This is a genomic window from Blautia sp. AF17-9LB (genome assembly GCF_003479185.1).
Taxonomy (GTDB): Bacteria; Bacillota; Clostridia; order Lachnospirales; family Lachnospiraceae; genus Fusicatenibacter; species Fusicatenibacter saccharivorans.
Genome location: NZ_QUGU01000023.1, coordinates 305 through 25890, shown reverse-complemented (window position 1 = coordinate 25890; position 25586 = coordinate 305). Strand labels below are relative to the sequence as shown.

At 48.3% G+C, this 25586-nt stretch carries 17 protein-coding genes; all 17 read left to right on the top strand.

The window, feature by feature from the left end; all coding sequences use genetic code 11:
* Positions 1 to 10: 10 nt before the first annotated feature.
* The 17 genes from DWX00_RS18010 (at position 11) to DWX00_RS17925 (ending at position 25101) form a co-directional block, all read left to right on the top strand.
* Positions 11 to 1435, top strand: a complete 1425-nt coding sequence (locus DWX00_RS18010) for a V-type ATP synthase subunit B (protein ID WP_118595941.1) — start codon at positions 11 to 13, stop codon at positions 1433 to 1435.
* A 20-nt stretch (positions 1436 to 1455) separates the two neighbouring features.
* Entirely contained in the window at positions 1456 to 2079 is a 624-nt protein-coding gene (locus DWX00_RS18005) for a V-type ATP synthase subunit D (RefSeq protein ID WP_022461683.1), read from the top strand.
* A 230-nt stretch (positions 2080 to 2309) separates the two neighbouring features.
* Positions 2310 to 4085 carry a sulfatase-like hydrolase/transferase gene (locus tag DWX00_RS18000; protein ID WP_118595940.1) on the top strand — a complete coding sequence of 592 codons (1776 nt, stop codon included), beginning with the start codon at positions 2310 to 2312 and terminating at the stop codon, positions 4083 to 4085.
* Between the two features lie 228 nt (positions 4086 to 4313).
* Positions 4314 to 5999 carry a formate--tetrahydrofolate ligase gene (locus DWX00_RS17995; protein ID WP_118595939.1) on the top strand — a complete coding sequence of 562 codons (1686 nt, stop codon included), beginning with the start codon at positions 4314 to 4316 and terminating at the stop codon, positions 5997 to 5999.
* A 187-nt stretch (positions 6000 to 6186) separates the two neighbouring features.
* Positions 6187 to 8931 carry a hypothetical protein gene (locus DWX00_RS17990; protein WP_118595938.1) on the top strand — a complete coding sequence of 915 codons (2745 nt, stop codon included), beginning with the start codon at positions 6187 to 6189 and terminating at the stop codon, positions 8929 to 8931.
* Positions 8932 to 9096: 165 nt separating this feature from the next.
* Positions 9097 to 10167 (top strand): BMP family ABC transporter substrate-binding protein, encoded by a 1071-nt coding sequence (locus DWX00_RS17985; RefSeq protein WP_147343055.1) that lies wholly within the window; start codon positions 9097 to 9099, stop codon positions 10165 to 10167.
* A gap of 197 nt (positions 10168 to 10364) precedes the next feature.
* Positions 10365 to 11732 (top strand): C40 family peptidase, encoded by a 1368-nt coding sequence (locus DWX00_RS17980; RefSeq protein WP_118595937.1) that lies wholly within the window; start codon positions 10365 to 10367, stop codon positions 11730 to 11732.
* Between the two features lie 240 nt (positions 11733 to 11972).
* The gene (locus DWX00_RS17975) at positions 11973 to 12674 is read left to right on the top strand and encodes a membrane protein (protein WP_022461677.1); all 702 of its coding nucleotides are present in this window, start codon (positions 11973 to 11975) and stop codon (positions 12672 to 12674) included.
* Between the two features lie 294 nt (positions 12675 to 12968).
* Entirely contained in the window at positions 12969 to 13688 is a 720-nt protein-coding gene (locus DWX00_RS17965) for a GntR family transcriptional regulator (protein ID WP_055220242.1), read from the top strand.
* Complete coding sequence (deoC, locus tag DWX00_RS17960; protein WP_022461675.1) at positions 13685 to 14371, top strand: deoxyribose-phosphate aldolase; 687 nt, start codon at positions 13685 to 13687, stop codon at positions 14369 to 14371. The genes DWX00_RS17965 and deoC overlap by 4 nt, the downstream gene beginning before the upstream one ends.
* 143 nt (positions 14372 to 14514) lie before the next feature.
* A complete protein-coding gene (locus DWX00_RS17955; protein ID WP_022461674.1) occupies positions 14515 to 15576 on the top strand; it encodes an NAD(P)-dependent alcohol dehydrogenase in 1062 nt (353 codons plus the stop codon).
* Between the two features lie 32 nt (positions 15577 to 15608).
* Positions 15609 to 16553, top strand: a complete 945-nt coding sequence (locus tag DWX00_RS17950) for a CobW family GTP-binding protein (RefSeq protein WP_055267686.1) — start codon at positions 15609 to 15611, stop codon at positions 16551 to 16553.
* Between the two features lie 171 nt (positions 16554 to 16724).
* Entirely contained in the window at positions 16725 to 17807 is a 1083-nt protein-coding gene (locus DWX00_RS17945) for a hypothetical protein (protein WP_117510090.1), read from the top strand.
* A 190-nt stretch (positions 17808 to 17997) separates the two neighbouring features.
* Entirely contained in the window at positions 17998 to 20604 is a 2607-nt protein-coding gene (gene clpB / locus DWX00_RS17940) for an ATP-dependent chaperone ClpB (protein ID WP_055220290.1), read from the top strand.
* On the top strand, positions 20601 to 20774 hold the full coding sequence (locus DWX00_RS17935) for a DUF4250 domain-containing protein (protein WP_022461670.1): 174 nt from the start codon (positions 20601 to 20603) through the stop codon (positions 20772 to 20774). The genes clpB and DWX00_RS17935 overlap by 4 nt, the downstream gene beginning before the upstream one ends.
* A gap of 206 nt (positions 20775 to 20980) precedes the next feature.
* Entirely contained in the window at positions 20981 to 22621 is a 1641-nt protein-coding gene (locus DWX00_RS17930) for a TIM barrel protein (RefSeq protein WP_158578907.1), read from the top strand.
* A 212-nt stretch (positions 22622 to 22833) separates the two neighbouring features.
* Complete coding sequence (locus DWX00_RS17925; RefSeq protein ID WP_118595935.1) at positions 22834 to 25101, top strand: hypothetical protein; 2268 nt, start codon at positions 22834 to 22836, stop codon at positions 25099 to 25101.
* Positions 25102 to 25586 lie beyond the last annotated feature (485 nt).

The following is a 25586-nucleotide window of genomic DNA, read 5'->3' as shown; positions in this document are numbered from 1 at the left end:
GGAATTCATCATGGCAATTGAATATTTAGGCCTTAGTGAGGTCAATGGCCCTCTGGTTGTTCTGGAAGGTGTAAAAAATGCTTCCTACGAGGAAATCGTAGAATTTACCGTAGACGGCAATGAGAAAAAACTGGGACGTATCGTTGCTGTATACGAAGATAAAGCCGTTATTCAGGTATTTGAGGGAACTTCGAGCATGTCTCTTACCAATACCCATACCCGTCTGACCGGACATCCTATGGAGATCGGACTTTCCGAGGAAATTCTGGGACGTACCTTCGACGGTATCGGAAAACCGATCGACCGCATGGGACCGATTGATGCTGAAGTAAAAAGAAACGTCAACGGCCTGCCGCTGAACCCGGTTACCCGTAAATACCCAAGAAACTATATCCATACCGGTATCTCTGCAATTGATGGTCTGACCACCCTGATTCGTGGCCAGAAGCTGCCGATCTTCTCCGGAAACGGACTTCCGCACGACCAGCTGGCAGCACAGATCGTACAGCAGGCATCCCTTGGAGATTCCGATGAAAAGTTCGCAATTGTATTTGCCGCTATGGGTGTTAAATACGACGTAGCAGAGTTCTTCCGCCGAACATTTGAGGAAAGCGGTGTATCTGACCATGTTGTTATGTTCCTGAATCTGGCAAACGACCCGGTTGTAGAGCGTCTGATCACCCCGAAGGTAGCACTGACAGCTGCTGAGTACCTTGCGTTCGAGAAAGGCATGCATATCCTGGTTATCCTGACCGATATCACATCCTTCTGCGAGGCTATGCGTGAGGTTTCCTCCTCCCGTGGAGAGATTCCTTCCCGTAAAGGTTATCCTGGATACCTGTACAGTGAGCTGGCTACGCTGTATGAGCGCGCCGGAATCGTACAGGGCGTAGAGGGATCCGTAACACAGATTCCGATCCTGACCATGCCAAACGATGATATCACGCACCCGATCCCTGACCTGACCGGTTACATCACCGAGGGTCAGATCGTACTGGACCGTCAGCTTCACGGCCAGTCTATTTACCCGCCAATCAGCGTACTGCCGAGTCTTTCCCGTCTGATGAAGGATGGTATCGGTGAGGGCTACACAAGAGCCGATCATCAGGACGTAGCGAACCAGCTGTTCTCCTGCTATGCAAAGGTAGGAGATGCGCGTTCCCTGGCATCCGTTATCGGTGAGGATGAGCTTTCTCCGATCGATAAACAGTACCTGGTATTCGGTAATGAATTCGAGCATGAATTCATCGGCCAGGGAATGGATGAAAACCGTTCCATGGAAGATACGCTGAACAAGGCATGGGAGCTTCTTGGACTGCTTCCGAGAGAAGAGCTCGACCGTGTCAACACCAAGGTTCTGGATCAGTATTATCATCCGACCACCATTGATGCAGTAGCAAAAGCAAAGGCAGAAGCCGATGCCATGAATGAGTAAGCGAGAGGAGTGAGATCGGAATGGACCCGAATACCTTTCCTACCAAGGGAAACCTGATTCTTGCAAAGAACTCTCTGAAACTTGCCCACATGGGTTACGAGCTGATGGACAAGAAGCGGAATATTCTGATCCGCGAGCTCATGGGCCTGATCGATGAGGCAAAAGATATTCAGCGTCAGATTGATGTGACATTCCGCGAAGCATATGCGGCGCTGCAGATTGCGAACATGGAGATCGGTATCACCAACGTACAGACCGTGTCCTATACCGTTCCGGTGGAGGAATCTATCCGGATCAAGACAAGGAGTATCATGGGCGTGGAAATTCCGCTGGTAGAGGCTGATCCGTCCGGACAGGCCCCGACTTATGCTTACTACAGCACGAAGGAGTCCCTGGATCAGGCAAGACAGGCCTTTGAAAAAGTAAAAGACCTGACCTTAAACCTTTCCATGATTGAGAACTCGGCATACCGCCTTGCTGCGGCAATCAAGAAAACACAGAAGCGCGCCAATGCGCTGAAGAACATCACGATTCCGCATTACACCCAGTTGTCCAAGGATATCGCGGACGCACTGGAGGAGAAGGAGCGCGAGGAGTTCACACGACTGAAGGTCATCAAACAGAGAAAGAACAAGGCAAGCTGATAAGGCTTTCCCGGAATAGAGATGAAAAACCCGCTTGGGCCGCGAAGAGATTTGCGGTGCCGGGCGGGTTTTTATGTGTCATGCAAAAAATATGTTTTTGGCTGTACTTTTTGTGCAAAAATTTTATAAAAATTTTCTATCTTTTTAAAACGGTCTTTGCTATAATACGTAAGGCGATTGTAAAAAAAGTTAAGATTTTGTAAGCTGTAATGCTTTTTGGAGGCAGGAAGATGAAACACAAGAAACAGAAAAAAACGAAAAAAGCAAAAAAAGCAGGGCGCATTCTGCTGGCTGTGTTTGCAGTGTTGATCGGAACGCTTGGCGTGCTGCTGTTTACGTCCGAGCGCTGGATGCGGAAAACATGGCCGAATCTGAGCATGGAAGAGCTTGTTTACCAGTTAAAGGCCCCGATTGCCGGAACCAGCCATGATCTTCTGATGAGTTATATCTGCTCAAGTGCGCTGATCGCAGCGGCAGCACTCATCCTTCTGATTCTGGTCAGCATTTTTCTTCGAGAAAAACGCAAAGCCCATGTGGCGTTCGGGATGATCTGTATCGCGGCAGGAGCCGCCAGCATCGTCTATTCCATCAATGACGTGTGGGCAGCACTGGACGTAAAAGATTATCTGAAAAATCAGAGCACGTACAATACCGTGGTAGAAGACAACTACGTAGATCCGGACCGCGTGAATATCACGTTCCCGGAACAGAAACGAAATCTGATCTATCTCTATCTGGAATCCATGGAGAGCACCTACGCAGACAAAGCTTCCGGCGGAGCATTCGATAAAAACTATATCCCGGAGCTGACCCAGCTTGCCGCAGACAACATCAGTTTTTCCAATTCGGAGCTGCTCGGCGGCGGCCAGCCTACCGTAAACGCAACCTGGACCATTGCCGGAATTTTCGCACAGACCTCCGGTCTGCCTCTCAGCATCGGAATCCAGCGAAATGAGATGGCATATCAGGCCAGCTTCTTCCCGGAAATCAATACCCTGGGTGATGTCCTGGCGGATGAAGGCTACAAGCAGTATTTCTTCATCGGTTCAATCGGACAGTTCGGCGGCCGGGAAGAGTACTTTAAAGAGCACGGCGACTACGAAGTAGACGATTACAACTGGGCTATGGAAAAAGGCCTGATCCCGGAAGGATATTACGAATGGTGGGGCTATGAGGATGAAAAACTCTTTTCCTTTGCCAAAGACCGTCTGACCGAAATCGCAGCAGAGGGAGAGCCGTTCAACTTCACCATGCTGACCGCAGACACCCATTTTGAGGATGGCTATCCGTGTGAGCTCTGCGATGAAGAAAACGACGGTGACAACCAGTACGGAATGGTTCTGCACTGCTCCAGCAAGCAGGTCACCGAGTTCGTTTCCTGGATTCAGCAGCAGGATTTCTACGAGAACACAACGATCGTAATTTCTGGCGACCATCTGACGATGGATTCCGATTTCTGTGAGAACATTGATCCGGACTACATCAGAACCGTATACAACGTGATTATCAACTCTCCGATCCAGCCGCAGCAGGAGAAAAACAGAAGTTTCACCACCATGGACATGTTCCCGACCACCATCGCAAGTCTCGGAGCTACCATCGAGGGTGACCGCCTCGGTCTTGGAACGAACCTGTTTTCAGGTGAACAGACGCTTGCAGAGAAGCTGACTTTCGACCAGCTCAATGATGATCTCTCCCAGAAATCCAAATTCTTCGAAAAAATGGAAGAGCAGGTAACCTCCATCTGGACCAAAACCGATGAGGGCTGGAGGTTCTACATCGAAGACGAAGACCGCTGGGCCAAAAGCGAATGGGTTTCCCTGAACCCGCACCGCTATGCAAACGACACCGAGCAGAGATACTACATTGACGCAAACGGCTACGCCGTAAAAGGATGGAAACTGATCGACGGAAAATGGTATTACTTCTCCACACAGGGCAGCTACCGCCTCCTCGAAGGACCGTGCGACGAACCGTTTGAGGTGGATGAGTCGCAGTATTCTTAAAAAATAAAAAAGAGAAGGATTTTCGGCAGCAAAAAGCCGGGAATCCTTCTTTTTTTAATGCAGAATTGTGCCGCTCCGCCTTTTGGCGGAATTTTCTGCATTTTTTGGTACAAAACGTATAAAGATTGTGAAATAAATAATTATCAATTGAATCATCTTACAAAACATGGTAAAATATGGCTATCAATCGGCGGACAAAGCGGAAAAAAGAAAGGGGATTTTAAAACAATGGGTTACAAATCAGACATTGAAATTGCACAGGAATGTACCATGCAGCCGATCACAGCGATCGCAGAAAAAGCAGGTATTGATGACAAATATCTGGAGCAGTACGGAAAGTACAAAGCAAAAATTGATTACAACCTGTTAAAAGACACCAATGCGGAGGATGGAAAACTGATCCTCGTTACAGCCATCAACCCGACACCGGCAGGAGAAGGAAAAACAACAACTTCTGTAGGTCTGGTAGACGGACTTTCCAGAATCGGTAAAAAAGCAATGGTTGCACTTCGCGAGCCATCTCTTGGACCGGTCTTCGGTGTAAAAGGCGGAGCAGCAGGCGGCGGATACGCACAGGTTGTTCCAATGGAAGATATCAACCTTCACTTCACCGGTGACTTCCATGCAATCGGTGCAGCAAACAACCTGCTGGCAGCTATGATCGACAACCACATTTTCCAGGGAAACGCTCTGAATATCGATCCGAGAAAGATCACCTGGAAACGATGCGTAGATATGAATGACCGTCAGCTTCGTAATGTAGTAGACGGCCTTGGCGGAAAGACAAACGGAATGCCGAGAGAAGACGGCTACGATATCACGGTAGCATCTGAGATCATGGCAGTTCTGTGTCTGGCAAGCGACATCTCAGATCTGAAAGAAAGACTTTCCAGAATTATCATCGGATATACCTACGGAAAAGTATCCGAGCAGAAACCGGTAACAGCAGGAGATCTGCATGCGCAGGGCGCTATGGCAGCACTCTTGAAGGATGCCCTGAAACCAAACCTGGTACAGACTCTGGAAGGAACTCCGGCTATCGTTCACGGCGGACCATTCGCAAACATCGCACACGGCTGCAACTCTGTAACAGCAACCAAAATGTGCCTGAAATTAGCAGATTACACTATCACAGAGGCAGGCTTCGGTGCTGACCTTGGTGCTGAGAAATTCCTCGACATCAAATGCCGTATGGCAGGTCTGAAACCGAATGCAGTTGTAGTCGTAGCAACTGTTCGTGCCCTGAAATACAACGGCGGCGTTCCGAAAGCAGAACTGAACGGCGAGAACCTGGAAGCTCTGGAGAAAGGTATGCCGAACCTTCTGAAACACGTAAGCAACATCACAAACGTATACAAACTGCCATGTGTCGTTGCTATCAACGCATTCCCGACCGATACCGAAGCAGAGCTGAAGCTGGTTGAGGAGAAATGCAAAGAGCTCGGTGTCAACGTTGTTCTGTCCGAGGTATGGGCAAAAGGCGGCGAGGGCGGCGTAGCCCTGGCAGAAGAAGTTGTCCGTCTTTGCGAGCAGCCGAACGATTTCACCTATGCATACGATCTGGAAGGCTCCATCGAAGAGAAACTGAACGCCATCGTTCAGAAGATCTACGGCGGAAGCAGAGTTGTCCTGACCGCAAATGCACAGAAACAGGCAAAACAGTTAGAGGCTCTCGGATTTGGCAACTGCCCGATCTGTATGGCAAAAACCCAGTACAGCCTGACCGATGATCAGACCAAACTCGGCGCACCGACCGGATTCGAAGTTACCGTACGTAACCTGAAAATCTCCGCTGGTGCAGGCTTCATCGTAGCCCTGACCGGTGACATCATGACCATGCCAGGTCTGCCGAAAGTTCCGGCAGCAGAGCGTATCGATGTAGACGCTACTGGAAAGATTACAGGATTGTTCTAATAACACAGGATATTGTCTTGAAAAGACAGAATAAAGCGTGAAATAAAACACAGAAAAAAAGAGACATTCCTTCGTGAATGTCTCTTTTTTTACGTTTTTATTGCAAAATATTACAAAAGATAATATAATTTCTAATGATAACATGGAGAGAAAAGCAGATATAATATAGTAAGGGAGTTACTTGCCAATGACATCGAAGAAAAAATTGAGAAGTCTTCTGGGCGGTACACTTTTTATGGTGCTGATGCTCAGCGTACATCCGACGACTGTTTCCGCGAGTGCTGTGGGGAGCAGCACGGTGATGGACCAGTCTGTGGAGACAGAGGATCAGCAGAGCGGGATACAGAGTGAAACGCAGACACAGGCTTCACAGGACAGCGGTGCTGCTGTGCGGGCCAGTCAGAATGGCTGGGTTAAGGCAGGCGACAGCGGCTGGTATTTTTATGAGAACGGACAGCTGAAAACAGGATGGCTTTACCGGAATGGAAACTGGTACTGGCTGGATCCGGACCGGAACGGCCGCATGGCAGAAAACAGCTGGTTCACATACGATAATAATCTTTATTATGCCAAGGGAGACGGAGCAATCTATAAAAATGGTTTTCAGGAAGTAGATGGAAACCTTTATTATTTCCAGAGCTGGGGCGGCATTCAGAGAAATGTGTATCTCAGCATCAGCGGAAAAATGTATTATGTACAGGAAAATGGTATCGTTGCCCGTGGAATAGTCAGAACAATGAATGGACATGGTGATCTCTGCGCATTTGATGATACTACGGGAGCGCAGATCACACAAAAAGGCTGGCTGAAAAAAGGCACATCATATTATTGGGTAAGAGAAGACGGCGTCCTGCAGACCGGCTGGCTGCTGTACGATGATAACTGGTACTGGTTTGATGATAATGGTGTCATGATGACATCCGGCTGGAAAGAAATCAACAACAATCTGTATTACTTCCGGAGCTGGGGCGGCATTTATAAAAACGGTTTCCAGAGCATCGGAGGAAACGAGTATTATTTCCAGAGCTGGGGTGGTGTATATCGAAACACCTTCTTTACCGTAAAAGGGAAAACCTACATAGCGCAGAATGACGGATCGATCTATCATGCCAGCCAGACTGGCTGGGTTCAGCTGGGAGATCAGACTTACTGGATCAATCAGGATGGTTCTGTTCAGACCGGCTGGCTGAAGCTGGAAGGCAAATGGTACTGGCTGAAAGCGGACGGCACACGTGCTGCATCTGAATGGATCACGTATGACAACAACCGATATTATTTCGACGGTGACGGTGTGATGTACACCGGAATGAAAGAGGTTGACGGAACAAGATATTATTTCCACAGCTGGGGCGGCGTTTACCATAACGAATCTTTTACCTGGCAGGGAAAGAAATACTGGGCAAAAGATGACGGAACCTTCTATACAGGTGTCTGCGATATCAATGGAAAGAAATACTATTTTCTGGAAGACGGCGAGCAGATTACAAAAGAGGGCTGGTATCTGACCAACGGAACGTATTACTGGATCAACAAGGATACGTCGCTTCAGACCGGCTGGGTGAAATATGACAACAACTGGTACTGGATGAAAGAAGACGGTACGATGGCATCGTCTGAATGGATCACCTACGACAAAAACCGCTACTATTTCCGAAGCTGGGGCGGCATGTACACCGGAATTCATACCATCGGCGGAACAAAATACGCATTCCAGAGCTGGGGCGGTCTGTACCATGATCAGACATTTACCATCGGCGGTAAAACATACTATGCCAATTCAGATGGAACATTTGCCACCGGCTGGGTGCAGAACGGCGGAAAAACATATTATTTCGATGAGGACGGCACAAGCCATACGGGCTGGCTGCTTCTGGACGGAACGTATTACTGGATCAACGCCAATGGAACCAGAAGAGATGACGAGCTGTTTCAGTACGACGGAAACTATTATTATGTAGACAAAAACGGCGTTATGGCGACAAGCGGCTGGGTATACTGGGATTATAACTATTATTATCCGAGAAGCTGGGGCGGCATGTACAAGAATGCGTTTATTACCTATGATAATAACCTCTATTACCTTGGATCTGACTCGAAAATGGCAATCGGCTGGCAGTCGATTGGCGGAAATACATACTATTTCCGAAACTGGGGCGGCATGATAACCGGAAAACAGGTGATCGACGGAAAAACGTATGTGTTCGATGAGGACGGCAAGCTGGTACAGAGTCCGGACGGATTTGAACCGTCCGCGCAGATCGGTGTCCGCACCGTACGGAACTTTCTGAAAAATGCACTGCTTCCGCTTGGAAACACCCTGTATATCTGGGGAGGCGGCCACACAGACGCAGAGGCAGAGAGTTACGGCGTCAATGCGCAGTGGAAACAATTCTTCAATACACAGAATTCCACCTACAACTATTCCGATCATCTGTATGAGTACGGAAAAGGTCTTGACTGTTCCGGCTATGTCGGATGGACCGCACATCAGGTGACGAAAGAGTATGCAACGACAACCTCCACTGGAATGCCGGCCTACTTTGCAAGAAAAGGCTGGGGAACCTGCGTGACAGGCGATACGTCCCAGAAATTTACGCCGGGTGATGTGGTCAGCAAGAGCGGTCATGTCTGGATTGTCATTGGCCAGTGCTCGGACGGCAGCGTGGTTGTCATTCATGCGACACCGCCGTATATTCAGCTTGGCGGAACCGTTTCTTCAACAGGAAGCATTAACAGTGAAGCTATTGAGCTGGCAAATGAATACATGAAAATGTATTATCCGGTTGCGTATGAGCGGTATGGTGTAAAAGTTCTTGACCGGTCCTATCTGACCGGTGTGAATCATTTCACCTGGAGCAGCAGTATCTTAAGTGACAGTGAAGGCTACCGCAGGAAGAAACCGGCAGAAATCCTGAACGATCTGTTCCAGTAAAATATCTTCTATAAAAAATAAGAGAGAATACAAAAAAACTTTGTAGTTCGTGTATTCTCTCTTTCTTTTTGCGCTGGAATTGTCTATACTAGAAGGTGCGTGAAAGACGCAGATCAGAAATACAAAAGAAAAAATCTGGAAAATAAAAATACAAGGGGAGTAAACATGCGAAAGAGCTGGAAATGGGCGCTCTGTCTTGGCGCAGTGTCGTTGCTGCTGCTGGGCGGCTGCGGAAAAGAAAAGACGGAACCAGTGGATCTGGTGCTGGTAACCGACGGCAGTGAGGTAGCTTCCGATGCCGTGTATCAGTCAGCATGGAACGGTCTTGCGCAGTATGGAGACGAGAGCGGTCTGAAATATGAAGCAAGTGTTCCGGCAGGACGGACAACAGAGGACTATGAAAACACCATCAAAGAGGCGGCGCAGAAGGGAGCATCCGTTATCGTCTGTGCCGGAACGAGCATGAGCCGCGCCGTTTACGATGCACAGCGCGACTGGAAGGATGTCCGTTTTCTGCTGCTGGAGGCAGAACCGGTCAGTGAGAGCGGCCGCAGCCGTCTCCGCGGAAATACAGAAAGCCTGGAAATTGATGTATCAGAGGCCGGCTACCTGGCAGGATATGCGGCAGTACAGGCCGGCTACACGCACCTGGGCTATATCGGACAGAAAAACGAAGAGAACGGAACAAAGTACGGGACAGGTTATGCACTCGGTGCAGAGGCGGCCGCTGCGGATCTGGGACTTGGAGAAAACAGCATCACGCTGGATTATACGTATCGGAAAAGCAGCAGCGTATCACCGTCGTATTTGGAAAAAATCAAAAGCTGGTATGGTGAGGGCGGACAGATTCTCTTCTCGGACGGTGCATCGTATCAGAATGTACTTGGCGCAGCAGCATCTGCGGCAGGCGGAGCACTGATCGCAAACGGCGGCGTGGAGGAGTACGCCAATGCCGTGTTGAAAGTACGTCTGGATTATGGAACTGCAGTTTACAATGCGTTAAAAGAAATGAAACAAAAGGATTTTGAAGGCGGGAAAATTGTAACGCGCGGCGTGACCGATCAGGAAATCAGTCTGGAATGGAATCAGGATGCGGTGCCGTACTTTACAGAGGATCAGTACCGGGCACTCTGTGCGAAATTCTCCGCAGAGGACTTTTCAATCCCTGACGGCGATGCGCTTTCCTCGCCGGATCAATACAAATTGAGTTGTGTGAGTGTACAGAAGGTAAAATAACATGTATCGTTACTGTTCACGAATTGTTTACAAAAAGTCGGGATATTTTTCCTTGCATCCATTTGTGAATTGTGATATTATGTAAAAGAATTGGGAAAAATATTTCAAAATTGTTACAGAATAATTGAATTTCTAAGAAACAGGGAAACCTGAAACAAAGAAACCTACATACAACGAATCAATTTGGGAGTGAAAGAATGAGAAAAAAATTTCTTGCCTTAAGTTTAGCAGTGATCGTAAGTGCAGCTCAGGTAATGACAGTAAGCGCCTCGAAACAGGAGCAGTTACAGCAGCAGCAGGCAGCACAGGCCGAGACCAGCGCACAGCTTGACAACGCAAAAGCAGAAATCGACGATCTGGAAACTAAAAAGAATCAGATTACCGGCGAGATTGATGACCTGGACGCACAGCTTGTCGTAACCATGGCATCCGTTGAAAATCTGAAAAATGAAATTGCAGAGAAACAGACTGAGATTGAAGATACTCAGAAAAAATTAAGTGACGCACAGGCAGAAGAGGACGAGCAGTACGAGCAGATGAAAAAACGTATCAAATTCCTCTATGAAAGCGGCGGAGACAACGGCTGGGCAGCACTGATTCTGGAAGGAAAAGATTTAAGCAGCATCCTGAACCAGGCTGAGTACACCCAGAAATTATACAAATACGACAGAGAGTGCCTGCAGGAGTACATGGATCTGGTACAGCAGGTAACGGATTACAGCAATCAGCTCGCAGACGAGAAAGCAGACCTGGAAGCCAGCGAGGCAGAGCAGGAAGCACAGCAGCAGTCCCTCGAGGAAATGCTCGAGCAGAAGAAAGCCGTTTCCGATGACTACGAGAACCAGATTGCAGACCTGAATGACATGGCTGCACAGTACAACGCAGTCCTGGCAGAACAGAACGCAAAGATCCAGCAGATTCAGGAAGAGATTGCAGCCGAAGAAGCAGCGAAAGCCGCTGAGGAAGCAAGAAAAGCAGAAGAGGCACGTCAGGCAGCAGAAGCAGCCGAGGCAGCGCGCCAGGCAGAAGCTGCAAGACAGGCAGAAGCAGCCGCAAGCAGTGCTGCAAATAATGCAACAACGGCAGACAACACACCGTCCAGCACAGGAAGCTCCACCACGACAACAACACCGTCTAACGGAGGAAGCTCTTACGATGATTCTTCGTCCAGCGATACCAGCAGCTCGGATGATTCCAGCAGCTCCAGCAGCACCGGAAGCGCAACCGGAAGTGCCATCGTATCCTATGCAACACAGTTTATTGGAAATCCATACGTATGGGGCGGCACAAGCCTTACCAACGGAGCTGACTGCTCTGGTTTTATCATGAGCGTTTACGCACACTTCGGATACGACCTTCCGCATTCCTCCAGTGCACTGCGTGGTGTAGGACGCGGTGTATCTTATGCCGAGGCTCAGCCGGGCGATATTATCTGCTACAGCGGCCACGTAGCCATCTACATCGGCGGCGGTGCAATCGTACACGCAAGCAATGAGCGCGACGGTATCAAGATCAGCAGCAACGCAGCGTATACCACGATTCTTGCGGTAAGACGTGTGGTTTAAAAAGGAATTACATAGTAAGAATTTTCAGATCCCGGGAGAGAAAAATCCCGGGATCTTTTGCGTTTTGCTTAAAATTGAGTGCATTCGCGTTAAAACTGTGATATACTAAAGCACATCGGAGATACAAGGGCGTATTGACCAACAGAAGGTCAGTACGCCCTTTTGCTTGTTAGGAAGAAGGGAGAATCGTTATGAAACTGGAAAATTATTTTCGTCGTTTCGGTATTCGGAACGGATCTGGTGCGGAAAGTAGCGTCAGTGCTGTCCATCTGCATTATCGCCGGTCTGCTGATCGTCTACGTCCCGAACATCATCGCCGGAGCCGGAAAGATCGGCGATACTGTAAACGCCATGAAAACCGCAGACCTCCCATTCGGCAAAGCCCTGTACGCCGCATTCCTCTACGGAACCTTCCAGCTTGCCAATGTCGCAGTCTTCGTCCAGCATGCCAAATCCTTCGAAAAACCGCAGGATGCCGGAAAGAGCATGGCAGTCGGTGCCGTATTAAATGCCCTTCTGATGATCATGGTCGTCCTCGGAATCATGACCGTATACCAGAACCCGGAAATGAGCCAGCAGAGCGTCCCGACATTATTTATGGTTCAGCAGGGCGTCGGCAGTAAATTCATGACACCGCTGATTTCCGTACTGATCATCCTCGGTGCCGTATCCACAGCCGTCAACATGGTTGCCGCCATGGTCAAACGAATCCACGCCGGTCTCGCTGAACGAAGCAGCAGAACAGAAACCGCAGGCAAAATCAGCCGCACCCAGATCCTCGCCGCCCTCGCTTGCTGCATCGCAGACTTCCTCATCGCACAGTTTGGTCTGCTGACGCTGATCCAGAAGGCGTACAGCATCCTGGCATACCTGGCAATCCCGGTCATCTTGGTGCCGTACGTGGTGCACATGGCGGTGATGCGGTTTGATACGAAAAAATAGAAAAGAACAATAAAAAATTTGTAACAAAAATTTACACCGCAGAAAGAGAGATTTGCTTCTGGAGAATGGAAGTATTTCGCAGACAGCAGAAAAAAGAAGATTCATGCAGAGCAGATGTGAGTCATAAAGAAATGACATGCGTCTGCCTTTTTTCTGTGCGTCTGGCAGAGTATGTGTCGGTGACAAAGCAGAAAACAGGAACTCTTCTTTGGGACTCGATTGTGCCGTCAAAATATGGTATACTGCAAAAAGGATCAAAAAGCGGATATTGATATTTCACGGGAGGGGAAGAAGATGAAAAATGCACCGGCTTATGTGAAGGTTTACAGCAGACTGAAAAACGAGATCAATAAGGGAACATATCCTGTCGGGGGATTTCTGCCGAAGGAGTGTGAACTGGAGAAAATCTATCAGGTCAGCCGTACTACGGTACGGAATGCAGTAAAGATGCTGGTGCAGGAGGGACTGGTTGAGGTTCGCCAGGGTTCTGGAACGAGGGTGCTGAATCATAAGGCAATTCAGAATTATAACAAGGTCACATCGGTCACGGAATCCCTGATGAAAAAAGGATATCGGGTAACGACGTCAGATATGATGATCGACATCATTTCGGCGGACAAACAGCTCGCCGATGAACTGGAAATTCCGGAGGGAACCAGCGTGGCGAGGATTCAGCGGCTGCAGCTTGCGGATGAAGAGCCTGTTACGCTGATGGAAAATTATATCGAATATGCGAAAGTCCCTGGCATCGAAGCGTATGAGAATCAGTTTGTAGCGCTGTATCAGTTTCTGGAGGAGAAATTCGGCTTGCAGATTGATGAGACACGAGACAGAATTTCAGCGAAATCCGCGACCTTTATGGAAGCCCAGGTTCTGAAAACGGAGCCGAAGGATGCGCTTCTTGTGGTGCACAGAGTCACCTACTGGCAGAACCGGCCGGTGAGCATTGACCATGTGCGGATCATCGGAAGCAAGTACGAGGTGGAGATTTCGGGAAAAGGACGGAGTAAATGAGCGATGAGACAGAAGAACAGAAGAAACTGATGCGGCAGATTGATATCAGCTGTGTACAGGCATTTCATACAATGGATGAAATTGATGCGATGGTGGAGCTGGCAAAGAAATATCGTCTGGCTGCTGTGTTTACCTTGCCGGCGTTCAGCGCCCATGTGGCAGAACGGCTGCAGGACACCAGAGAAATCCATGCGGGAGGCGTGGTAAGCTTTCCGGGCGGCGGAGATACGACCGGACAGAAGAAGCGGCAGGCAAAAGAACTGTGGGAGGCTGGCTGCCGGGAAATCGACATGGTGATGAATCTTACGGCATTCAGAAGCCACGAATTTTCTTATGTAAAAGAAGAACTTCTGGCCATCCGGGAGCAGGTGCCTTCGGCGATTTTTAAGGTGATCATCGAGGCACCGCAGCTGACGGAGCAGGAAATCTGCCAGGCAGTGGATCTGTGTGTGAAAGGCCGTGCGGATTATGTAAAGACGAGCACCGGATGGTATCCCGGCTGTCCTTCCACCGTGGAGCAGGTTCGAATCATGAGCCGTGAAGCCGCCGGTCGCATTCAGATCAAGGCCGCCGGTGGAATCCGCAGTCTGGAAACTATACAGGAAATGCAGAAAGCCGGCTGCAGCCGTTTCGGTATGGGAATGCGGTCGGTGCAGAATTTGATAAAAAGTATCTATAAGTAATCTATTGTGCAAAAGCTATAAAAAAGTCACGGAATATTCTACGATATTCCGTGACTTTTCTGTTGAATTAGTAACCTATTAGTGATATATTCGAATCATAGGAATCGATAAATCATTAACAATCTGAAAGGAGAGCAAAAGATATGAAAGGTTATGCAATGCTGAAAATCGGTGAATCCGGATGGATCGAGAAAGAACGCCCGAAATGCGGGCCGATGGATGCCATTTGCCGTCCACTGGCAGTTGCCATCTGCACATCAGATGTCCACACTTTATGGGAAGGGGCCATCGGTGACCGTCATAACATGATTCTGGGCCATGAGTGCTGTGCAGAGGTTGTGGAAGTCGGAGAGCTCGTAAAAGATTTCAAACCGGGAGACCGGGTTCTTGTGCCGGCCATCACTCCGGACTGGAATTCTCTGGAAGCACAGGCTGGTTATTCCATGCACTCCGGCGGAATGCTGGCAGGCTGGAAATTCTCCAACTTCAAAGATGGTGTCTTTTCTGAATTCTTTCATGTAAATGATGCCGATGGAAACCTTGCGCTGCTTCCGAAAAACATCAATGTTGTCGACGCGTGCATGCTTTCCGATATGGTGCCGACCGGATTCCACGGCGTAGAGCTTGCCGATGTACAGTTTGGTGATACAGTTCTTGTCATCGGAATCGGACCAGTTGGTCTGATGTCGGTAGCCGGAACGAATATGCGCGGCGCATCGAGAATCATTGCTGTCGGAACGAGACCGGTCTGCGTAGAAGCGGCAAAAAAATACGGCGCAACGGATTTTGTCAGCTACAAGAACGGACCGATTTTCCAGCAGGTACTTGATATGACAGATGGAAAAGGTGTTGATAAAGTAGTCATCGCCGGCGGTGGTGTAGAAACCTTTGCAGAAGCAGTAAAATGCCTGAAACCGGGCGGAAAGATCGGAAATGTAAACTATCTTGGATCCGGTGACAACATTGATATTCCGCGTGTAGAGTGGGGCGTTGGAATGGGTCACAAACAGATTAACGGAGGCCTGATGCCTGGCGGAAGACTCCGCATGGAAAAACTGGGAGCTCTTGTTTCGGCAGGCAAGCTGGATGTCAGCCCGCTGTCCACACATGTGTTTGATGGATGGGATCATCTGGAAGAAGCACTGTTCCTCATGAGAGATAAACCGAAGGATTTAATCAAACCAGTCGTTAAATTGGCTGACTGATGATTTGAAAATTTGACTGAAAAAGGAAACGTATGAAAATATTGATCGTATCCGGCTTTTTGGGCGCGGGAAAAACAACATTTATCAAACGGCTGGCCAGGAACGTCGATCAGCGGTTTGCCATACTGGAAAATGAATATGGAGCCGCAGGAATCGACGGCGCACGTCTTGGCCAGAACCGGCAAGGAACGCAGAAAAATGTATGGGAAATGACAGAGCAGTGCATCTGCTGCATCGGGAAAAAGGATTTTGCAGCATCCGTGCTGACCATTGCCAATGTGGTAGACCCGGAATACCTGATCGTAGAACCGACAGGCGTCGGAAGTCTCGCCCGGATTATAGAAAATCTGCGTCAGATCGAGTACGAGAGAATTCAGCTTCTCTCGCCGGTCACTATTGTGGATGTTTACAGTTACCGCCGCTATATGGCGGAATATCCCGAGCTGTATCAGGATCAGATCCGAAGCGCGGATACGATCATTGTTTCCAAAACAGAAGCATGCCAGGCGGAAGAAAAACAGCGCATCCAGAAATTTCTGCAGGAAATTAACCCGCAGGCAAAAATCATCACGGATTATGCATCCACGATGACACGGGAAGATTACCAGAGCCTGCTGCTGGGCGGCCGATATGAGAAAGAAGTACAGGATACGCAGAGCGGCGAAAAGATGCCGGAGACCTTCTCCTTCGAAAATATCCGAATGGAGGCACCGGAAACCCTGTGGTGTTTTCTGGAACAGATCATTCGCGGAGCGTTTGGAAATATCATCCGTGCAAAAGGACAGTTCGCAGCCGGAGACCAGTTTCTCCAATTTGATGTCGCCGATCACCGCTACAGCATCACCGGCACAGAACAGAAAAACGCCGGCCAGGCTGTGTTTATCGGAAACGATATGAACGAAGATGCGATCCGGCAGTATTTTAAGAAATGCGCCGGAAACCAGAAAATGAAATATGCTGCCCGTCATGTATCATAAAGTAAATAGGAAAAAGAGATTGCGGAGTCCTGCCAAAACAGGGTTTCGCAATTTTGGTTTTTACAGAAAGATTCAACTGAAAAACGAAGGATAGGCAAAAACGAAAAATTACGCTAAAATAAACATACAAGTATTTCAAATAAAACAAAAGAAAAATCAGGGGGATCTGATATGGAGGAACAGAAAAGAAGACGGGAAAGAAAATCAGCGGCATACTGGTTGAGCAAAAGCTCGATTTTATATCCGATCTGTATCTTGTATGTGATGTATGTGAAACAGGTTGAGGTATATATTACAGAATGTTCCGTCCATATTTCGTCGGGGACAATGCTTTTTGCCTATGCGCTGTGCCTGATTTTGTGGCTGGCCTCACCCATTCGAAGCTACTGCGCAGATGGAACTGCAAATGAAGTTTTATTCTATACATTTCCGCCGAGCATACTGATGCTGTTTTTATTTGCCCAATATTCACTGAAAATTGTGTTGTTTCTTGCAGTGCTGGATGGGATATTTCTTGTTACGGTTTTAAGAGATTTACATAGAAAAAAACGAAAATATTCTCCGAAAAAATTCTGGAGATTAAAAAGAAGTGACTTAAACGCATTTCTGTTTGTTTCAGTATGCGTGAGTATGGTACCGACTTGTATGATGATATATTGGAAGCTTGAGTCTCCGTCCGGAGTGGCAGAACTTTACGAACGAAAAAAGGACTATAATCTCGTCCAGAATCAGGAGAACATTTTTCAGGAAAATAAAGAATTTCTGCTGAGCTTAAAGGAGAGCGAATGGAGGCAAAAAACACTGGAAGAAAGAACAATTGCAGCGCAGAAGATGGTACGGCTTGAAACAGAACGACTTGGAATTCCCGAAATTCCGCTGTATGTGAAAGAGACAGGATCATCGAATTGCGTTGCATTATATAATAATGAAGAGAACGAAATATGGTATGCTCCAGAGCATTTAACATCTCAGACAGCAGAAGAATTTTTTACGGGAATTTGCGAAGAATGTTATCATGGAATGGAGTATTATCTGCTGGAGCGAATGGACTGGAATTCGGAAATGGCGAATACTGCTTATTTTGAAGAAATGAGGAAGTGGAAACTAAATGATAATCGCTACATATCTGGACGCGACGAGGGCGATTCGTTTGAAGCATATCAATCACAGCCGCTGGAAGCATCTGCCAAAAAGTATGCCAGTTCCGAAACAGAGGCACTGATTCATTTTATTGCTGTGTACGGCGATGAATAAAAATCTTTTAGGGGGGGAGGGAGAAAAGGAGCGTCGGGAAAAATAAAAAAAATTAGCACTCACCTCTTGACAGTGCTAATAACTAGTGTTATAGTACGACTAGAACAAAGAAAGAAAAGAAAATTCACATCAACGCTCTTTTTGTTCGGAGCGAATGTTAGCACCCAAATAGATAAGGAGGAAGCCGATTATGAATATTAGTAAATTCACACAAAAATCGCTGCAGGCTGTACAGGACCTGGAAAAGACCGCATACGATTTCGGCAACCAGGAAATAGAGCAGGAGCATCTGTTGTATAACCTCCTGCATCAGGACGACAGCCTGATTCTGAAAATGATCGAAAAGATGGAAATCAACAAAGATCATTTTCTGAACCGTGTCGAGACGGCGCTGAACGACCGCGTCAAAGTATCCGGCGGTCAGCCGTATATCGGTCAGTATCTGAATAAAGCACTGATAAATGCTGAGGATGAGGCGAAAGCCATGGGAGACGAGTATGTTTCCGTAGAACACCTCTTCCTGGCAATGCTGAAAAACCCAAGCCCGTCCATGAAAAAACTGTTTCAGGAGTACGGCATCACAAGAGAACGTTTCCTGCAGGCATTAAGCACCGTGCGCGGAAACCAGAGAGTTACCACCGACAACCCGGAGGCAACATACGACACCCTGGAAAAATATGGCCAGGATATCGTAGAAAAAGCCAGAAACCAGAAAATGGACCCGGTTATCGGCCGTGATACCGAAATTCGGAACGTTGTCCGTATCCTGTCCCGTAAGACAAAAAACAATCCGGTTCTGATCGGTGAGCCTGGTGTTGGTAAAACCGCAGTCGTAGAAGGCCTGGCCCAGCGAATCGCCAACGGCGATGTACCGGAGAGCCTGAAAGATAAAACCATTTTCTCCCTCGATATGGGAGCCCTGGTAGCCGGAGCAAAATACCGCGGCGAATTCGAGGAGCGTCTGAAAGCTGTTCTGGAGGAAGTCAGAAAGAGCGACGGAAAAATCATTCTGTTCATCGATGAGCTGCACCTGATCGTCGGCGCCGGAAAGACCGACGGCGCGATGGATGCCGGAAACATGCTGAAACCTATGCTGGCACGAGGCGAACTGCACTGCATCGGTGCCACAACGCTGGATGAGTACCGCCAGTACATCGAAAAAGATGCCGCCCTGGAGCGCCGTTTCCAGCCGGTTCAGGTTGATGAGCCGACCGTAGAGGATACGATTTCCATCCTGCGTGGCTTAAAAGAGCGCTACGAAGTTTACCACGGCGTAAAAATCACCGACGGTGCCCTCGTTGCAGCCGCAACCCTTTCGAACCGTTACATCAGCGACCGTTTCCTGCCGGATAAAGCAATCGACCTGGTCGACGAGGCATGCGCTCTGATCAAGACAGAACTGGATTCCATGCCGGCCGAGCTGGATGAGCAGCGCCGTAAGATTCTGCAGATGCAGATCGAGGAAGCCGCACTGAAAAAAGAGACCGACAATCTGAGCCGCGAGCGTCTGGAAACACTGCAGAAAGAGCTGGCTGAGTTAAAGGATACCTTCAATTCTGCAAAGGCACAGTGGGAAAATGAAAAGAGTTCCGTTGAGAAACTGTCCAAACTGCGTGAGCAGATCGAGGACATGAACCGCCAGATCCAGAAAGCAAAGAATGATTACGATCTGAACCGCGCCGCTGAACTGCAGTACGGTGAACTCCCGAAATTACAGCAGATGCTGGAAGCAGAAGAGAAAAAAGTTAAAAATGAAGATCTCTCACTGGTACACGAGAGTGTAACGGATGAAGAGATTGCCAGAATTGTCTCCCGCTGGACCGGAATCCCGGTTGCAAAACTGACCGAAGGCGAGAGAACTAAGATCCTCGGCCTGGAAGATGAACTTCACACGAGAGTTATCGGCCAGAATGAAGCAGTCACCAAGGTTTCGGATGCGATCATCCGTTCCAAAGCCGGAATCAAGGATCCGACAAAACCGATCGGTTCGTTCCTGTTCCTTGGACCTACCGGTGTCGGTAAAACAGAGCTTGCGAAAACGTTGGCAGAAAAGCTGTTTGATGATGAGAACAACATGGTTCGAATCGATATGAGTGAATACATGGAGAAATACTCCGTCTCCCGTCTGATCGGAGCGCCTCCGGGATATGTAGGCTACGAGGAGGGCGGCCAGCTGACCGAGGCAGTGCGCAGAAAACCATATTCTGTTGTTCTGTTCGATGAGATCGAGAAAGCGCATCCGGACGTCTTCAACGTTCTGCTGCAGGTACTCGATGACGGCCGTATCACCGACTCCCAGGGCCGTACCGTAGACTTTAAAAATACGATCCTGATCATGACCTCCAATATCGGATCCCAGTATCTGCTGGACGGCATTCAGGACGACGGCAGCATCTCCGAAGAGGCGAGAAACCTGGTCATGCAGGATCTGCGTGCACACTTCCGTCCGGAGTTCCTGAACCGTCTGGATGAAACAATTATGTTCAAACCATTGACAAAAGACAACATTGGTCATATCGTAGATCTGTTGCTGAAAGGACTGAACAAACGTCTGGCAGACCAGGAGCTTACCGTCGAACTGAGCCCGGCTGCAAAACAGTTTGTCATTGAGGGCGGCTACGACCCTGTTTACGGCGCCCGTCCATTGAAACGTTTCGTACAGAAAGAGGTAGAAACCAGCACCGCAAAACTGATCCTTGGCGGTCAGGTCAGCGAGGGCGATACGATCCTTCTGGATGTGGAAAACGGCGGCCTGAAGGCAATGATCAAACCAGGTGTGGAGGTAGTAGACGAATGATGCCGAAAGATCCCGTAATGCTGCTGAGCTATGTCAATACGCAGTTAAGAGATTTTTACCCGTCGCTCGCAGAATTCTGCGCGGCCATGCAGACAGAGGAATCCGATCTGCGGGAAAAACTGGCGCTCATCGACTATGAGTACGATGAGAAAACGAACCAGTTTGTATAAGAATAACCAGGCCCTGAAAAAAATGGCGGAAAAAGGCGTTCCGTATGTGGAAAAAACACATACGGGGCGCCTTTTTTACGCAAAGCGTGTTTCTTATAACTGACAGGAAAAATCATATCTATAATAGAAGAAATGTGGTAAAATGGAGGAAAAGAAAATCCGCTGAAAATGGGGAAACAGCGGATCTGGAGAAGGAGGAAACAAATATGTATTTTGGTGTACAGATGTATGGGGTATCCAAAGAATGGAAACAGGATCCCGAAGGATTTTTAAAGAAAATCTATGAGGCAGGCTACCGCCAGATCGAGCCGTGTCTCGGATTCCGTGTTGATGCCAGGGACTACGGTTTCTGGATCCCGGAGGATCTGGAGCAGGCAATGCCGCTGCTTGCAAAATACCACATTGAGGTTCATGCGGTCCACATTTTCCTGGATGAATACCACTATGAAAGAGAACTTGCCATTCTTACAGAACTGGCGCAGAAATACCACATTTCCTGGTTTGTCGTAAAGAGCCCGGCACGCCTGACAAAAGATGTTCTGGATGAAACCGCTGCAAGATACCGCGAACTGGCAGAAGAACTGGAAAAAGCCGGAGCAGGTCTTCTGATCCACAACGAAAAAGAAGATATCTGTATCCGCGTGAATGGAAAAACAGCGTACGAATATCTCCTGGAAGCCTGCGGTGAAAAAGTCGGAGCAGAAGTAGATGCCGGCTGGATGTACTGCGGCGGCGTCGACCCGGAAGAGTTCCTCTGGGCGCATGCGGACCGAGTCAAAGCCGTTCATTATAAAGATATGAAAATCACCGGCCAGGAAGCGCTGCTTGGAAAAGGCATGGTTGATCTGAAAGCCTGCTTCCAGTTCGCCCGCGCAAACGGTGCACTGCAGATTGTGGATATGGATGCGGCAACACTGGAGGATACCTGCCGCGCCGGAAAAATGCTCTCCGGATGGACAGGGGACAGAGACAACACCGACAGTATTCTCTGCACGATGGATGTGGAGACCGGAGAAGAAACCGTGCTGCATGAGTTTCCGGGAATCATCGAGGCACCGAACTGGCTGAACGATGGAAACACCCTGCTTTATAATGCGGATGGAAAAATCTACCGCTATGAGATCGACAAAGACCATGTGGAGCAGGTTGATACCGGTTTCTGCGTGCAGTGCAACAATGACCACGTTCCGTCACCGGACAACCAGCTGCTGGCGGTAAGCTGCATGCCGCCGGAACTCACAGATGGAACGTATGAATCCCACATCTACGTGCTCCCGATGACAGGCGGTGAACCAAAAGACCTCACCGGACCGGGTCTCAGCTATCTGCACGGCTGGTCGCCGGACGGAAAAGAGCTTGCGTACTGTGCCTTCCGCAAAAAGCCGGAGGAGGAGACTATGCGCATTGAGATCTGTACGATTCCATCAGACGGCGGCGAGGAAACCTGCCTGACGGACGGCAAAGGCTACAACGACGGTCCGGAGTATTCACCGGACGGAAAGCACATCTGGTTCAACAGCACCAGAAGCGGTCTGATGCAGGTATGGCGGATGAACCGTGACGGCAGCGGTCTCACCCAGATGACCGATTTCGATGCCAACAACTGGTTCGGCCACGTTTCGCCGGATGGAAAACACGTCATTTACCTGACCTTCGCTAAAGGTGAGCTGGAACCGAATGAGCATCTGCCGAACATGTATGTATCGCTTGGAATGATGGATTATGACGGACAGAATAAGAAAAAAGTGCTGGATTTTTTCGGCGGCCAGGGCAGTATCAACGTCAACTCCTGGGCACCGGACAGCCGCAGAATTGCGTATGTGAAATATGTGCTTCATCACAAATAAAGGAATATCTTAAGAAAATCTGACGGGCCGTAAAAATTCATGGAAGTATTGTGAAAAAACGTTGAAAGTATTTTAGCGGAAATGCACAAGAATTCTTACGAATTTTTACGGCCCGTTGACTCTTTTTCTGACACACGTATAATGAAAGTAACAAGAGAAACTGCGGCCCCTGGCGGCTGCAAAACAATCAAAAGGAAAGGAGGATTTGTGTTATGAAGAAAACGAAAAAAATGCTTTCGTTTGTACTGTCCATGCTTCTGATCGTGACGATGTTCCCAACCATGGCATTCGCAAAAGAGGAAGCCAAAACGTGGAAGTTCGGAGAGCTTTCGCTGAAAGCAGGCGACGTTCTCGGCAAAGATACGGAGATTAAAAATGATGCAGAGAACAGAGAAATCCGAATACTTTCAGAAAAAACAAATCTGGATGAAAAGAAAGATGACAAAGAAAGAATAAAAACAGAAAAAGAGGCTGTGATCGCAGCGGCGGCTTCCTGGAATCTGAAGGATCTTACGGAAAAGGCCAAAAAGGCTCCGGCAGATTATCTGCTTAAAAAGGCAGACAGCTGGAACGGAAGCTGGATTGTAACAAAGATCGCAGAAACGGAAACAAAAGATGCCATTGAAATCCAGATAAGAACCTATGAGTACGTAGCTGTAACAGAAATCCAGGGCATACCGAAAGAAATCCCGGGAATCACCGCACTGACGGGCAAAGCAGTTCCAGAAAATGCAGATCAGAAACAGATCACATGGGAAATCACGGATGCCGGAATGACAGGTGCTGTTTTAGACGGCACAAACCTGAAAGTAACGAATGCCGGAACCGTAAAACTTCTGGCGACAATCAAAGACGGAAAGAAAACCGGCGTTGACTTCACACAGGAATTCACTGTGATTGTAAAAGCCGCAGATTACACCAAAGTAACAGAAGCGCTGGCGCTGATCCCGGAGGACATGGGCCGGTATACAGAAGAAAGCGCGGCAGCTGTTCAGAAAGCAAAAGATGCGGTAAAAGAGAACCTGCCATCAGCTGAACAGGAAACCGTAAATGGTTATGCGGCAGCCATTCAGACAGCAGTAAACGCACTGACGCTTCTTGGCGCAGATTACACAGAAGTTGATGCAGTACTTGCCAAAGTTCCGGGAGATCTTTCTATCTATACGGAAGAGAGCGTGGAAGCACTGAATGCAGTCATCGCATCCATCGACCGCACCAAAACGGTAGAAGAGCAGCAGGCAGTTGATGCTTATGCGGAAGCACTGGAGAATGCAATTGCAGCACTGGTACGCAAACCGGTTCCGGCAGATTATCAGGGAGTGGAAGAACTCCTGGGAAAGATTCCGAAAGACTTATCCATTTATACCGAAAAGAGTGTAAAAGCACTGAATGCGGCAAAAGAAGCCATTGTATGGGATCTGGATGACAGCAGACAGGAGGAAGTCGATCAGTCTGCAGAAAACCTGAAAGCAGCTCTTGACGGACTGACCCTGAAACCGGCGGACTACAGCGCCGTAGACGCGGCTCTTGCCAAAGTTTCGAATGATCTGAGTATTTATACGGAAGAAAGCATTCAGCCGCTTCAGACAGCGATCAACAGCGTAGAAAGCGGAAAAACCATTCTGGATCAGGCAGAAGTAGACGGCTGGGCAGCAGCAATTGAAAATGCACTGGCAGGACTGCAGGTTCGGAAAGCAGATTATTCCAAAGTAGAGGAAGCCATCAAAAAGATTCCGGCGGACCTCAGTCTGTATACCGATGCGTCTGTAAAAGCACTGGAAGATGCAAAGAACAGCGTCGTAACCGAGCGGCCGGTCACAGAGCAGGAGAGCGTAGACGGTTACGCAAAAAAGATCGAGGCAGCGATTGCCGGCCTTACGTATAAAGATGCGGACTACAGCAAAGTAGATGCCGCAGTGAAGAAGATTCCAAACGATCTGAAGAAATACACGGACGAGAGCGTAAAAGCAGTCAATGATGCAAAAGCAGCGATTGTACGCGGAAAGAATATCACGGAGCAGAAGACGGTGGATGGTTATGCGGCAGCGCTGGAAAAAGCGATTGCCGGCCTGAAACAGAAACCGATGACTGCGCAGAATCTTCCGAAGATTACCAAAGGAGTCAATCAGTCAGGTATGCAGGGCAAGGAGCTTTCCTTCACCGCAGATTTTGAAGCAAAGGATCTCAAAAAGGTTCTCATCGACCAGAAAGAGATTGATGCGAAGAATTATGTGACGGCTGGAAAAGAGAATACGCAGGTTACGCTGAAGGCCGAGTATACAAAGAGTCTGGCAGAAGGCAAGCATACGATTTCGATCGTTTCAAGCAAGGGCCAGGCGGATACCGTATTCTATCTGAAGAAAGCAACAAAGAGTCCGGACACGGGAGACCGCACACAGGCGATGCTGTGGGTGATCCTGCTCGGCGTTTCTGCAGCAGCAGTGGTCGGAGCAGTTGTTTATCGTAAACGTGAGAAATAAGAGTTGAAAGGGAAAGGGCGCCGGAAGGCGCCTTTTCTTTTGGACGGTTTCGAATAGATTGCAAATAGTCAGATAAAATATAAAATATGCAGAATTAACTATATTTTTCTAAAAATAAGAAAATTCGAAAAAAAGGTGTTGACTTTTGCTTTTGGTGGTGTTATTATAACTAAGCTGTCAGCGAGAGCTACAGTGAATGAGTTCTTTTGAAACAGAAAAACCTAGTTCGGAGCCGGGTGGCTGCCGCGGGTTGCAAAAACTGCTTCAAAAAACTTGAAAAAAGTTCTTGACAAAAGCAAACAAGTTTGATAAAATGAACGAGTTGCTGATCGAAAGAATGGCAAAGAAGTTCGAAAGAGCTTCAAAAAATAAATTAAAAAAGTTCTTGACAAACGAAAGGTTCTGTGATAAAATAAACGAGCTGATCCGAGTCGGAACAGCAAAGATCCTTGATAATTAAACAGTGAAACACATCCTCGAAAGTT

What these genes read in the sequence shown, in the direction of transcription:
- DWX00_RS18005 (WP_022461683.1), top strand. Translation starts at nt 1,456, where the DNA reads ATGGACCCGAATACCTTTCCTACCAAGGGAAACCTGATTCTTGCAAAG.
- DWX00_RS17965 (WP_055220242.1), top strand. Translation starts at nt 12,969, where the DNA reads ATGAAAAATGCACCGGCTTATGTGAAGGTTTACAGCAGACTGAAAAAC.
- DWX00_RS17925 (WP_118595935.1), top strand. Translation starts at nt 22,834, where the DNA reads ATGAAGAAAACGAAAAAAATGCTTTCGTTTGTACTGTCCATGCTTCTG.
- DWX00_RS18000 (WP_118595940.1), top strand. Translation starts at nt 2,310, where the DNA reads ATGAAACACAAGAAACAGAAAAAAACGAAAAAAGCAAAAAAAGCAGGG.
- DWX00_RS17985 (WP_147343055.1), top strand. Translation starts at nt 9,097, where the DNA reads ATGCGAAAGAGCTGGAAATGGGCGCTCTGTCTTGGCGCAGTGTCGTTG.
- DWX00_RS17950 (WP_055267686.1), top strand. Translation starts at nt 15,609, where the DNA reads ATGAAAATATTGATCGTATCCGGCTTTTTGGGCGCGGGAAAAACAACA.
- DWX00_RS17990 (WP_118595938.1), top strand. Translation starts at nt 6,187, where the DNA reads ATGACATCGAAGAAAAAATTGAGAAGTCTTCTGGGCGGTACACTTTTT.
- DWX00_RS17995 (WP_118595939.1), top strand. Translation starts at nt 4,314, where the DNA reads ATGGGTTACAAATCAGACATTGAAATTGCACAGGAATGTACCATGCAG.
- clpB (WP_055220290.1), top strand. Translation starts at nt 17,998, where the DNA reads ATGAATATTAGTAAATTCACACAAAAATCGCTGCAGGCTGTACAGGAC.
- DWX00_RS17980 (WP_118595937.1), top strand. Translation starts at nt 10,365, where the DNA reads ATGAGAAAAAAATTTCTTGCCTTAAGTTTAGCAGTGATCGTAAGTGCA.
- DWX00_RS17955 (WP_022461674.1), top strand. Translation starts at nt 14,515, where the DNA reads ATGAAAGGTTATGCAATGCTGAAAATCGGTGAATCCGGATGGATCGAG.
- DWX00_RS18010 (WP_118595941.1), top strand. Translation starts at nt 11, where the DNA reads ATGGCAATTGAATATTTAGGCCTTAGTGAGGTCAATGGCCCTCTGGTT.
- DWX00_RS17945 (WP_117510090.1), top strand. Translation starts at nt 16,725, where the DNA reads ATGGAGGAACAGAAAAGAAGACGGGAAAGAAAATCAGCGGCATACTGG.
- DWX00_RS17930 (WP_158578907.1), top strand. Translation starts at nt 20,981, where the DNA reads ATGTATTTTGGTGTACAGATGTATGGGGTATCCAAAGAATGGAAACAG.
- DWX00_RS17935 (WP_022461670.1), top strand. Translation starts at nt 20,601, where the DNA reads ATGATGCCGAAAGATCCCGTAATGCTGCTGAGCTATGTCAATACGCAG.
- deoC (WP_022461675.1), top strand. Translation starts at nt 13,685, where the DNA reads ATGAGCGATGAGACAGAAGAACAGAAGAAACTGATGCGGCAGATTGAT.